This is a genomic window from Streptomyces sp. NBC_00887 (genome assembly GCF_045207585.1).
The window spans coordinates 6,142,232-6,154,349 of sequence record NZ_CP108788.1; the positions used below are offsets into that span (position 1 = coordinate 6,142,232).

Below are 12,118 nucleotides of genomic sequence, written 5' to 3' on the forward strand. Positions count from 1 at the left end.
GGCCCGTTGCGCGGCGCTTCGATGCGCCCGCTCCGGCGGCCCCGCGCAGCCGGCGGTATGCCGGTGATTGCGCCCATGCCCGCTGCGCGACCCACCGCGCTGCCTTCGCAGCGCGAGGGCGCTGACGAGACCGTGGCGGCAGGAACCACGGTCGACCATCTCACCGAGACCTATCGCGCTCACTACCGTTCGCTGCTGGGCCTCGCGGCCCTCCTGCTGGACGACACCGCGTCCTGCGAGGACGTGGTGCAGGAGGCGTTCATCCGCGTGCACTCGGCGCGCAACCGGGTGCGCGATCCGGAGAAGACGCTCGCGTACCTCCGGCAGACGGTGGTCAACCTCTCCCGGTCCGCGCTGCGCCGCCGCATCCTCGGGCTGAAGCTGCTGTCGAAGCCGATGCCGGACATGGCGAGCGCCGAGGAGGGGGCTTACGACCAGCTGGAGCGCGATGCGCTGATCAAGGCGATGAAGGGGCTGCAGCGCCGCCAGCGCGAGGTGCTGGTGCTGCGCTACTTCTCGGACATGACGGAGGCCCAGGTCGCGGAGACGCTGGGTATATCGCTCGGTTCGGTGAAGGCGTACGGCTCCCGGGGAATTGCGGCACTGCGCGTCGTGATGGAGGCGCAGGCATGAGCGGACCCGAGCACAGGCACGACGATGACCGGACTGGAAACGGAATTGTGAACCACGGGCCGGAGAAGACCCCGAACACCGAGCCGGAGCACAGCGGCCAGGGGGCGCAGGGAAAGAACGTGGTCGCGGGCGAGGGCGTGGCAGCCTCCGGCGGGACCGACACGAAGGACGGGACCGACACGAAGGACGGGGCTGACGCCTCGGACGCAGCCGATACCACCGGCGGGTCCGGTAGGGCGGCCGCCTCGGACGGGGCCGGCGCCTCGGGCGGGGCCGAAAGGGCCGACGCGGCCGATGCCGGTGCGTCCGGCGGGGGTGGCACGCTGACCGAGCTCTTCGGGAGCAGCCGCGGCGGTTCGGACTTGGACGAGGTCGCGCTGCGCCGCATGCTCCACGGCGCGGTCCGGAGCCTCGAACCCCCGGACGGCGCGCTCGCCCATCTGCACCGTGCGGTGCCCGCCAGGCGCGCCAAGCGGCGTCAGGCCGTGGTGGGCGCGGCGGCTGCGGCGCTGCTGATCGGTACGGCGGTGCCCGCATTCGTCCATGTGGCGAATTCGGACGGCTCGAACAGCGCCAATACGGCGATCGCCGGTCACGGCCAGCAGACCCAGGGCGGCAACGGCGACGATTCCGGTGCCGGGTCCGACGGCGATCCGAACGCCGACCCCGCCGATCAGCAGATCGAGGGCAGCGACGGCGAAGCCGGCAATTCCACGGCGCCGTCGCAGGACGAGGGCTCGGACACCGAGGGAAGCGGGACGGGCATCGACGACCTGCCGCGTTCCGACGTGGCGGCCCTGCCGGCCTGCGAACCCAGCCAGCTCCACGTCGTCTCCGCCCAGTCGGGCGAAGCGGACGCGGACGGCAAGGTGTACGGCACCTTCAGGATTGCCAACGCGTCCGACGAGGGCTGTTCCGTGACCAGCAACGGCACGGTCGGCTTCCAGGCGGCGGGTGCCGCCGACCCGCAGAAGATCGAGGTCGTGCAGCACGCCGCGGGTGACCCTGCGGCCGGGCTGCCCGATCCGTCGCTGGAGCCGGGCACGGTGCTGCTGAAGCCGACGATGGCGTACGAGGTGCAGTTCGCCTGGGTGCCGACGGAGGCCTGCCCGACCACCGGCGGCTCGCCCAGCCCGACGCCCACCGAGGGCGACGGAGGCGGTGGTGCCGCCGGAGCGGGGACGACGGCGGACATGGCACCGCAGTTCGGCAGTGCGGACGAGGGCCCGGCGGACGGCAGTGTCGCGGTGACGCACACCCCGGAGGTGGGAGCGCCGACGGCGGAGACCACGATCTCAAACGCCTGCGCGGGCAAGATCTACCGCACGGGCGTACTGAACGCCTCGTAGCCCGCACGACAGAACGACGGCACGTACGTCGAGAGGCCCGCCGGACAGGAACCGGCGGGCTCTCGCGTACCTCCTGCACCCGTACTCTCAGTCGGCGTCGGCCGCGAGTCCCAGCTCCACGTCGCGCGCGGCCTCCGCCTCGCGGCGCACCAGCCTGAACCACATGAACAGGACGAAGCCGCCGAAGACGAACCACTCGCCCGTGTAGCCGAGGTTCTGGAAGGCCTTCAGGTCGAGCCCGCTGCCCTGCGCGGCCACGGCGGGCACGGGCTTCATCGAACCGCCCGATCCACCCGCCTCGGGCTCGGGCAGGGTCACCCAGGCGTCGTACACGTCGTACGGGACGAGGTTCACCAGGGACGCGGCGCTGATCATGCCGAGCTGGCCCTCGGGGAGCCCGCCGCTGGTGCTCACGCCGTCGCTGCCGGTGTTCTCGGAGGCCTGCAGATCGCCGGTCACGGTGACCTCGCCGGCCGGAGCCGCGGGCACGTCCGCGCGACCCGCGGTGCCGGGCAGCCAGCCCCGTACGACCGGGAGGGCCTTGCCGCTGTCGGTACGCAGCAGATTCAGCACGTAGAAGCCGTCACGGTCGTCGAGCTTGCGCCCGGGGACCAGGAACTGGTCGGCGTACGTCCCGGTCGTGACGGCGGGCCGGCCGGAGGTCTCCTGGTCCACGGGGAGCAGCTCGGCGAGCGGCTTCGCGGTCCGGGTGCCCGGATCGGGCTGCTTCTCGGCCTCCTCGTGCGACTGCACGCGGTCCTCGAAGCGGCCGAGCTGCCAGGTGCCCATGAACACGCAGAAAGGGATGGCCAGCACGACGAAGAGGTTGATCCCCCACCATCGCGGGGTCAGCAGGAACCGGTACACCCCTCCACGGTACGGTTCCCCGCTCCGGGAACCCGGAGCGGGGTGCCCCATTTATTCGCGTCCTACCCCTGCGGGGCTGCTGCCCCTCTCAGTTGCCCGCCCTGGCTGCCCGTCTCAGCTGCGCGTCCGAGTTGACTGTCCGAGTTGACTGTCTCCCCGGTCCGCTTCAGCTGTCCGTTCCGGCGGCCTGCCCCAGATGCCTCAGCGCGAAATCGAGCTCCAGCCGGACCTGCTTGATCCGCTCCTCCACGACGAGCGAGCCGTGCCCCGCGTCGTACCGGTACACCTCGTGGACGGCGCCGCGCGCGGCGAGGCGGTCCACGTAGTTCTCCACCTGACGGATGGGGCAGCGCGGGTCGTTGACCCCCGCCGAGATGTAGACCGGGGCACGCACGGCATCCACGTACGTCAGTGGGGACGAGGCCTCGAACCGCTCCGGCACCTCCTCCGGTGTCCCGCCCAGCAGCGTGCGGTCCATCGCCTTCAGGGCCTCCATCTCGTCGTGGTACGCGGTGACGTAGTCGGCGACCGGGACCGCCGCCAGCCCCAGCGCCCAGGAGTCCGGCTGCGTGCCGAGCCCGAGCAGCGTCAGATAACCGCCCCACGAGCCGCCGGCGAGGACCAGCCGCGCAGGGTCCGCGAGCCCCGACTTCACCGCCCAGTCCCGGACCGCCGCGATGTCCTCCAGCTCGATCAGCCCGACCCGGTGCTTGAGCGCGTCCGTCCAGGCGCGCCCGTAACCGGTCGACCCGCGGTAGTTGACCCGCACGACGGCGAAACCGTGGTCCACCCAGGCGGCCGGACCGGACGCGAACGCGTCGCTGTCGTGCCAGGTGGGCCCGCCGTGTATCTCGAAGATGGTGGGGAACGGTCCGTCACCGGTGGCGGGCGTCTGCACCAGGGCGTGGATGCGGCCTCCGGGCCCGTCCACCCAGGCGTCCCGCACGGGCACGGAGGCCGGAGCCTTCGCGCCGGGCGGATCGAGGACGACCGCGCCCGTCGTGGCCCGTACGACGGGCGGCTGCGCGGCCGACGACCACAGATACTCCACCGTGCCGTCGGGGCGGGCCGTGGCGCCCGACACCGTACCGGCGGGGGTCTCGACGCGCACCGGGCCCTTCGCGCCCGGCTCGTACCTCCACAGCTCGCTGCGCGCCTCGAAGCCGTGCTCGATCAGCAGCGCGGACCCGTCCGGATACCACTCGGCACCCACGTCGCCGGGCAGATCGACCGGCAGATCCGTCTCCGTCCCGGCCACCGGATCCCAGATCATCGGCTCCCAGCGGCCACGGCGCTGATGCCCGACGAGCAGCCGGGGGTCGCCTGCCACGGGGGCGAAGCCCAGCACCGACAGGCCGAGCTCCTTCGTGCCGCCCTCGGTGTCGTCCAGCTCGGCGACCGTCGAACCGTCCGGCCGCACGACCCGCAGTGCGGAGTGCATCGCGTCCCCGTGCTCGGTGTGCTCGATGGCGATCAGGCTGCCGTCGTGCGACAGGTCTCCGACTCCGGCGGACTCCCGGTGCCGGTAGATGACGGCAGGCTCGGACCCCGGACGCACGAGGTGAACGGTCGTGCCGTCCTCGTCCGTAGACCGGCCGACCACCGCTGTCCCGTCCCGTCCGATCGCGAGACCGGCAGGGTAGGAGGGCTCCAGACCGGGCGCGGCCGGCTCGTCCGCACCGCCGCCGAAGGGCTGCCGCATCCACACGCCGAACTCGTCGCCGTCGGTGTCGGCGAACCACCAGACGGCCTCGCCGTCCGGCGTCAGCACGCCGTCGGTCGTCCCGTTGGGCCGGTCCGTGACCTGGCGCTGCTCCCCGGTCGCCCGGTCCCATGCGTACAGCTCGTACGTGCCGGTCGCGTTGGAGACGAAGAGCGAGCGGTCGGGAGCGTCCTCCGCCCAGTCGGGCAGGGACACGCGGGCGGCGCGGAATCGCTGCTCCCACTCAGGTACGGACGCGTCGTTCTGTGTGTCGCTCATGGCCCCATCCAACCCGATTCGGCTGCGGAGCCCGGCAGCCTGTGGATAACTGTTCGCACGCACCCCCAGCCTGTGGGTAACTTTTCCGGCATGTATGCACCGACGCCTGACGACTGGCACGAAGCGAACCGTGCGCGCTGGGACGAACGCGTGGCCATTCACGCCGCCGGCGACTTCTACGACCTCGATGCCTTCCGTGCGGGCAAGGACGCCCTGCGCGACTTCGAGCTTGCCGAGGTCGGAGATGTCACCGGCCGGACGCTGCTGCATCTGCAGTGCCACATCGGTCTCGACACCCTGTCCTGGGCCCGCCACGGTGCCGCGCACGTCGTCGGCCTCGACTTCTCCGAACCCGCCGTCGAGACGGCCCGCGGGCTGGCCCGTTCGCTGGGGCTGGCGCCGGAGCGAGCGGCGTTCGTGGCCGCCGACGTGTACGACGCGGCGCAGGCCGTGCCCGACTCCTCGTACGACATCGTCTACACCGGGCTCGGCGCGCTGAACTGGCTGCCGGACGTGGACCGTTGGGCGGAGATCGCCGCCTCGCTGGTCGCGCCGGGCGGATTTCTCTACCTCGCGGAGTTCCATCCGCTGACCGACAGCCTCGACGACGAGACCGGCTCGGCGATCACGTACGACTACTTCAGCCGTGATCCCTGGGTGGACGAGACGCCGGGCACCTACGCCGACTTCGACGCCGAGACCGTCCACAACCGCAGCGTCGAATGGCAGCACCCGGTCGGCGAGGTGGTTACGGCGCTGGCGGCGGCCGGGCTGCGGATCGACTTCCTGCACGAGCACGATGCCTCACTCTTCGCGCGCTTCCCGGTGTTGAAGCGGCACGCGGACGGCTACTACCGATTCGCGGCGGACCGTCCGCGCATCCCGATGATGTACTCGGTCAAGGCATCGCGCCCGGTCAGCGGCTGACCGGGCCGGACCTCCGGCCGATTGTCAGTGGCGGGGGCCACACTCGTACCCATGACTGACACGGCTGGCACGACTGACAGGACGGGCGCGGCGGACGGGGTCGGAAGCGGCTCCGGCGGGGCTGTCGGAACGGCCGAGGTGCGGCGCGCGGTGGAGGCGTACTGGGCCGCGGCCGACGCCCGTAACTGGGACGCCTTCGCCGCGACGCTCGCCGACGACGTGGTCTACGACCTGCCGCAGAGCCGTGAGCGGATCCGCGGCAAGGAGCGGTACGTCGCGTTCAACCGGGACTATCCGGGGGACTGGCACGTACGGATCGAGCGGATCGTGGCCGACGGGGAGGGGCTGCAGGCCGCCGCCCGGACGCTGGTCACGGATGGTCCCGACCGGATGCACGCCATCCACTTCTTCACGTTCGACGCCCAGGGGCTGATCACCGCGGTCACGGACTTCTGGCCCGAATCCTACGAGCCCCCGGCAGGCCGGGAGCACCTCGTCGAGCGGTACTGAACCACCCCCGCCCCTCCTGCCGGCCGAACCGCGGCTGCTTACGACGCCGCGACCGGCCCGGCCCGGTCCCAGCCGGGGGCGCGGACGTCCACGGTGAGGGTGTTCATGGCGACTTCCTCGCCACAGATGCGGCAGACCCATGCGGCATCGAGGTCGTGCGCGGACTCCTCGGCGTTCGCCGTGTGGGGATCGTGGACCACGACCACCGGCGGCTCCTCGTTGACCCAGCGGTCGCCCCAGTCCAGCAGGGCCCGGATCACCGGAGCGAGATCCCGGCCGGATGGCGTCAGGTGGTACTCGTAGCGCGGCGGGCGCTCGTTGTAGGGCCGCCGCTCGATCACCCCCGCCTCCTCCAGCGTGCGCAGCCGGGCGGCGAGCCGGTCGCGGGGCGCACCGGTGTTGCGGGCGATCGCCTCGAACCGGTGGTTGCCGAAGAAGATCTCGCGCACCGCGAGCAGCGCCCATTTCTCACCCACCACCTGGAGTGTGGCGGCGGCGGAACAGGGCCGCCCGGGCGGCGCGGCGGCAGGGCGGGGCGCAGCCGGGCGGGCTGCAGCCGGGTCGGCCGGGTGGTTGGCGGCAGGACTTTCCGAGGCACTCATCCCTACTAGGTTGCCATCTCAAACTCACTGGCGCTAGCTTGCCGTCATGACAGTTGGAGAATCAAACCCATCTGCTTCCCCGCAACCCCCGGCGCACCAGGACCCCGCATCCCCCGCATCCCCCGCACCCACTGCCTCCCGTGCTTCTCGCGGCTCCGTCTGGATCGTCTCGGCCGGAGTCTTCGTCGTGAACCTCGATCTGTTCATCGTCAACGTGGCGGTCCCCGCGCTGGGCGACTCCTTCGAAGGCAGTTCGCTCTCCTCGCTCTCGTGGGTACTCAACGCGTACGCGATCGTTTTCGCCGCCCTGCTCGTCGTCGCGGGCAGGCTGGCCGACCGGTACGGCCACCGCCGTGGCTTTCTGCTGGGCCTGGCGGTCTTCACGGTCGCTTCCGCGCTCTGTGCCCTCGCGCCCGACGTCGGCTGGCTGGTAGCTGCCCGGGTTCTCCAGGCCGCCGGTGCCGCGGCCCTGATGCCGACGTCGCTCGCCCTGCTTCTCGTGGGCACCCCGCCGGAGCGCCGCCCGCAGGCCATTCGCGGCTGGGCGGCGATCGGCGGGATAGCCGCCGGCCTCGGCCCGGTCGTCGGCGGGCTGCTCGTCGAGGCCGACTGGCGCTGGGTGTTCCTGGTCAACGTGCCGGTCGGTGTGGTCGGTCTGGTCGCCGGAGCCAGGCTGCTGCCCGACACCCGCCCGGACCGTGAGGGCCGTCTCCCGGACCTCGCGGGCGCCGTGCTCCTCACCCTCGCGATCGGCGCCCTGGCGCTCGGACTGGTCAAGGCGAATGCCTGGGGCTGGAGTTCGCCCGGCGTCGTCGTCGCACTCCTCGCGACGGTCGTCCTCACCGCGGCATTTCTGCTGCGCTCCGCCCGGCACGCGGCTCCCGTGATCGAACTTCCCCTGCTGCGTACCCCCGCCTTCGCCGCCGCCACGCTCACGGCCCTGCTCTTCACGGTCGCCTTCGCGGCGATGCTGCTCACCTCGGTGCTCTGGTGTCAGCAGGTGTGGGGGTACTCGGCGATCCGCACGGGCCTGGCGATCGCCCCCGGGCCCCTGGTCGTTCCGCTGCTCGCCGTCACGTCAGGACCCGTCGTGCGCCGCCTGGGCACCGGCCGGACGGCCGCTTTCGGCTGCCTGTTGTTCGGGGCGGGACTGGCCTGGTGGGCCACGGCGCTCTCCACCGACCCCCGGTACGCAACCGGTTTCCTCCCCGGCGTGCTGATCACCGGCATCGGGGTCGGCTTCGCGCTCCCCACCCTGGTCGGCGCCGCAGCCGCAGCCCTGCCGCCCACCCGCTTCGCCACCGGCTCGGCCGTCACCACCATGGCCCGCCAGACCGGTGCCGTCCTGGGTGTGGCCCTGATGGTCACCCTGCTCGGCACCCCCGCCGCCTCCGAAGCGGCCCTGGCCGGGTTCCGCCAGGGCTGGTGGGTGGCGGTCGCCACCGCCGTACTCGCAGCCGCCGTGGCGCTGACGCTGCCCCGCCCCGCGCGGGAAGCGCGCCGCGCCTGAGCTCCTCCTCACCCGACAGCAGGCGGCGGCACCACCGGAACGGACGAACCCGGTGGTGCCGCCGCCTGCGTGAGGTGTCTCTACGCGCGTTACGCGACAGAGCGGAAGGCGGGCAGATACCCGTTCGACTGCCCGATCGCCTTGGGGTGGTAGGAGTTGGAGATCGGAATCGACACGCTGTGGATCCAGGCGTCACCCGAGCAGAGCTCGTGGCCCGTGAACTCGTCCACCACACTGGAGAAGGTGAACCCGGCGTCCGCCGCCCGTTTGGCGAGCACTCCGTTCAGGACGTTGGACGCGTTGTTGATCGCCCCGCGCTCGGTCTCGGTGAGCCCGGCGATGCAGCTGCCCGAGAGCTTGTAGAAGCGCGGGTAGCCGAGCACGACCACCTGCGCCTGCGGTGCCCTTGAACGGATGTTTCCGTAGAGCGAGTTGAGGCTCGCAGGCAGCGAGTTCTCCATCTGCGAGACCGCCGTGTTCACGCGGCTCACACACGTTGCCTCGCTCTGCAGCACACAGGTCTGCATCACATCCGCGAACCCGACGTCGTTGCCGCCGGCCGTGACACTGACCAGCGTGGTCGATGAACTCAGCGCGCTCAGCTGACCGCTGGAGACAGAGCCCGTCGTCGCACCCGAGCAGGCGACGAACTTGAACGACGACGGAGCGTTCGCGGCCGCCCAGAGGGACGGGTAGGCCTTGGTGCTGCGCATGCAGCCACCGCTTTCCGAGGTGTAGTTCCCGGCACCGACACCTGAGGAGTAGGAGTCACCGAGAGCTACGTAGTTGTCGCCGGCGGCGGACGCGGGCTGTGCCATGCCGAGTGCGGCCACGGCGGCGATGGCGAGGGTGGATGCGGAGGCCCAGAAGGTGCGTACTGACATGACTGCCAGCCCTTCGAAGTGTGGGGGATGGGTGGGGAGTTCGTGGGGCGAGCACGTTTGTAGCAGCTCCCGGTACCCGCCGGTAATGGCGCTGCAGGAAGTCGTCTGATATGCCCGAATGATCGTTCGGGAGTCGATGCTCCGCGCGTAGATAAACCTTCAACGGGCCCTCAGATAGGTGAAGTTGTGGATCATCTGCGCCACTCCCGTGACTCCTCTGCGTCACCACGAGACGTGCGGTCCGCGCCCGCCCGGAGCCCGTGTGCCGTGCGAACCCGCCTTCACAACTGCTGTCACGCCCCGACCGCGACTGCCCTCACACCCCGAACACGACCGCGGCCGCCAGGAGCACCTGGCGGCCGCGGTTCGTGTGGTGTGCGGGTCTGTCTACAGCGTGCGTTCCAGTCGGTCCGCCATCAGCCTGCTGAAGCGCGAGGGATCGCTCAGTTCGCCACCGTCCGACAGGAGGGCGAGCCCGTGGACGAGCTCGGCCGCCTCGGCCAGCTCCGTACCGGCCTCCGCGCCGTCGCCCTGTTCGGCGTGCGCCTTCTTCAGCCCGCTGATCAGCGGGTGGGAGGGATTGAGCTCGAGGATCCGCTTGATGTGCGGAACCTCCTGGCCCATGGCGCGGTACATGTTCTCCAGGGCCGGGGTGGCATCGTGCGTGTCCGAGACGATGCAGGCCGGTGAGACGGTGAGCCGCGAGGAGAGCCGGACCTCCTTCACGTTCTCGCCCAGCTGCTCGGTCATCCAGGTCAGCAGACCGGCGTAGTCCTGCTGCTGCTTCTCGCGCTCGGCCTCGACCTGCTTCTTCTCCTCGTCGGTGTCGAGGTCGACCTCGCCCTTCGCGATCGACTGCAACTGCTTGCCGTCGAACGCGGGCACGGACTGGACCCAGACCTCGTCGACCGGATCCGTCAGGAGGAGGACCTCGAAGCCCTTGGCGCGGAAGGCCTCCATGTGGGGCGAGCTCTCCATGGCCGCGCGTGATTCGCCCGTCATGTAGAAGATCTGCTCCTGACCCTCCTTCATGCGCTCCACGTACGAGCGCAGCGTGGTCAGTCCCTCCTCGTCCTGGGTCGAGGCGAACGAGGAGATCTCCAGGATCGTGTCCTGGTTCTCGAAGTCCTGGAGCAGGCCCTCCTTGAGAACCCGGCCGAATTCCTTCCAGAGCGTCCCGTACTTCTCCGGGGCGGCGGACATCATGTCCTTCACCGTCGAGAGCACCTTCTTGACCAGCCGGCGGCGCATCAGCTCGATCTGGCGGTCCTGCTGAAGGATTTCACGCGACACGTTGAGCGACAGGTCCTGCGCGTCGACGACGCCCTTCACGAAGCGGAGGTACGTCGGCATGAGCGCTTCGCAGTCGTCCATGATGAACACGCGCTTGACGTAGAGCTGAACCCCGCGCTTGTGCCCCTGCATGAACAGGTCCTGCGGTGCGTGGGACGGCAGGAAGAGCAGTGCCTGATATTCGAAAGTGCCCTCCGCCTGCATGCGGATGGTCTCGAGCGGGTCGGTCCAGTCGTGACTGATGTGCTTGTACAGCTCGCTGTACTCTTCATCGGTCACGGAGTTCTTCGACCGTGCCCACAGCGCCTTCATCGAGTTGACCGTCTCGATCTCGGGCGCTGCTCCGTCCTCGCCCGCCGTCGCGGCGGCCATGCGGATGGGCCAGGTGATGAAGTCCGAGTACCGCTTGACGATCTCCCTGAGCTTCCAGGGCGACGTGTAGTCGAAGAGCTGGTCCTCGGTGTCCTCGGGCTTGAGCCGCAGAGTGACCGCGGTGCCCTGCGGGGCGTCGTCGACGGACTCGACGGTGTACGTGCCCTCACCGCTGGACGTCCAGCGCGTGCCCTGGCTCTCACCCGCGCGCCGGGTGAGGAGCGTGACCTCGTCGGCCACCATGAAACTCGAATAGAAACCGACACCGAACTGCCCGATGAGTTCCTCGGACGTTGCGGAGTCCTTGGCCTCCTTCAACTCCTGCAGGAATTTCGCCGTCCCGGAGTTCGCGATCGTTCCGATCAGCTGCACGACCTCGTCGTGCGACATTCCGATTCCGTTGTCGCGCACGGTCAGTGTGCGCTGCTCCTTATCTGCCTCGACGGCGATATGGAGGTCGGAGGAGTCCGCCTTGAGTGTGTCGTCACGGAGAGTTCCAAGGCGCAGTTTGTCGAGTGCGTCCGAGGAATTGGAGATGAGCTCCCGCAGAAAGACGTCCTTGTTCGAGTAGATCGAATGGATCATCATCTGCAGGAGCTGACGCGCTTCTACCTGGAACTCGAATGTCTCGGCCGGCATGGGTGCGGGTTCCCTTTCTGGGGTAAGTCATCTGAGCCGAGACATATCGTAGCCAGCCCCCGCGGTGCCCATGTGCCGCATCCCGGATGCGTTCGGTGGGTCAGGGCCCGGGGGTTGAGGCGCCCGGCCCGTTCCGTCAAGCAGCGTACGCACAGGGGGCGATGGGGCTCACGGGCCGGTGGCGCAGTTGCCGCACGGGCTCTTGTCGCGTGCTGCCGCTCGGGCGCGGCCGGTCGTCCCGACCTTGTGGTCGATGCCGGCCGTCCTCCGTCCGGCCTTGATGCCGGGGCAGTCCTCCTCGAGGTGCCACCGTGTCGCCCGAAGCCGCGACGTGGACGTGCTCGTCGAAGGGCCCGCCGTGGGCCTCGTCGAACCAGTTGATGAACTCGTAGACCGTGCCGATCAGGGCGAAGTACGTGATGGGGTTGCGAGCCCCCTCGACGGGGGACGGTTTCCCGACGAAGGCGTCGTACACAGGGTCCGTCGTACACAGGGTCTTCCCCCGCCTTGAGGCCAGTGCCCTCGATGGCCCGGCGGGCGGGCCCGGCCGG

At 70.2% G+C, this 12,118-nt stretch carries 11 protein-coding genes; 5 read left to right on the plus strand and 6 right to left on the minus strand.

Annotated elements, in window-relative coordinates; translation table 11 throughout:
• Positions 1-57: 57 nt before the first annotated feature.
• Complete coding sequence (locus tag OG844_RS28155; RefSeq protein ID WP_329215230.1) at positions 58-633, plus strand: SigE family RNA polymerase sigma factor; 576 nt, start codon at positions 58-60, stop codon at positions 631-633.
• On the plus strand, positions 630-1,982 hold the full coding sequence (locus OG844_RS28160; RefSeq protein ID WP_406394032.1) for a hypothetical protein: 1,353 nt from the start codon (positions 630-632) through the stop codon (positions 1,980-1,982). The genes OG844_RS28155 and OG844_RS28160 overlap by 4 nt, the downstream gene beginning before the upstream one ends.
• Positions 1,983-2,069: 87 nt before the next feature.
• Here the strand turns inward: OG844_RS28160 and OG844_RS28165 are convergent, their stop codons facing one another.
• Positions 2,070-2,849: an SURF1 family protein gene (locus tag OG844_RS28165; RefSeq protein WP_406394033.1), complete on the minus strand. Its 780-nt coding sequence runs from the start codon at positions 2,847-2,849 to the stop codon at positions 2,070-2,072.
• Between the two features lie 166 nt (positions 2,850-3,015).
• A complete protein-coding gene (locus tag OG844_RS28170) occupies positions 3,016-4,830 on the minus strand; it encodes a S9 family peptidase (RefSeq protein WP_406394035.1) in 1,815 nt (604 codons plus the stop codon).
• Positions 4,831-4,920: 90 nt separating this feature from the next.
• Between OG844_RS28170 and OG844_RS28175 the strand changes: the two genes are divergently transcribed.
• Positions 4,921-5,757, plus strand: coding sequence for a class I SAM-dependent methyltransferase (locus OG844_RS28175; RefSeq protein ID WP_406394036.1), 837 nt, complete (start codon positions 4,921-4,923; stop codon positions 5,755-5,757).
• A 51-nt stretch (positions 5,758-5,808) separates the two neighbouring features.
• Entirely contained in the window at positions 5,809-6,267 is a 459-nt protein-coding gene (locus OG844_RS28180; RefSeq protein WP_406394038.1) for a nuclear transport factor 2 family protein, read from the plus strand.
• Positions 6,268-6,305: 38 nt separating this feature from the next.
• On the opposite strand, the gene OG844_RS28185 is transcribed toward OG844_RS28180, so the two are convergent.
• Positions 6,306-6,869 carry a winged helix-turn-helix transcriptional regulator gene (locus OG844_RS28185; protein WP_406394039.1) on the minus strand — a complete coding sequence of 188 codons (564 nt, stop codon included), beginning with the start codon at positions 6,867-6,869 and terminating at the stop codon, positions 6,306-6,308.
• Between the two features lie 46 nt (positions 6,870-6,915).
• On the opposite strand from OG844_RS28185, the gene OG844_RS28190 reads away from it, so the two are divergent.
• Positions 6,916-8,379 (plus strand): MFS transporter, encoded by a 1,464-nt coding sequence (locus tag OG844_RS28190; protein ID WP_406394041.1) that lies wholly within the window; start codon positions 6,916-6,918, stop codon positions 8,377-8,379.
• A gap of 89 nt (positions 8,380-8,468) precedes the next feature.
• Here the strand turns inward: OG844_RS28190 and OG844_RS28195 are convergent, their stop codons facing one another.
• The 3 genes from OG844_RS28195 to OG844_RS28205 all read right to left on the minus strand — a co-directional run bounded on the left by OG844_RS28195 (position 8,469) and on the right by OG844_RS28205 (position 12,042).
• Positions 8,469-9,263, minus strand: a complete 795-nt coding sequence (locus tag OG844_RS28195; RefSeq protein WP_406394043.1) for an SGNH/GDSL hydrolase family protein — start codon at positions 9,261-9,263, stop codon at positions 8,469-8,471.
• A gap of 387 nt (positions 9,264-9,650) precedes the next feature.
• Complete coding sequence (gene htpG, locus OG844_RS28200) at positions 9,651-11,567, minus strand: molecular chaperone HtpG (RefSeq protein ID WP_406394045.1); 1,917 nt, start codon at positions 11,565-11,567, stop codon at positions 9,651-9,653.
• Between the two features lie 136 nt (positions 11,568-11,703).
• Positions 11,704-12,042 (minus strand): hypothetical protein, encoded by a 339-nt coding sequence (locus OG844_RS28205; RefSeq protein WP_406394047.1) that lies wholly within the window; start codon positions 12,040-12,042, stop codon positions 11,704-11,706.
• Positions 12,043-12,118 lie beyond the last annotated feature (76 nt).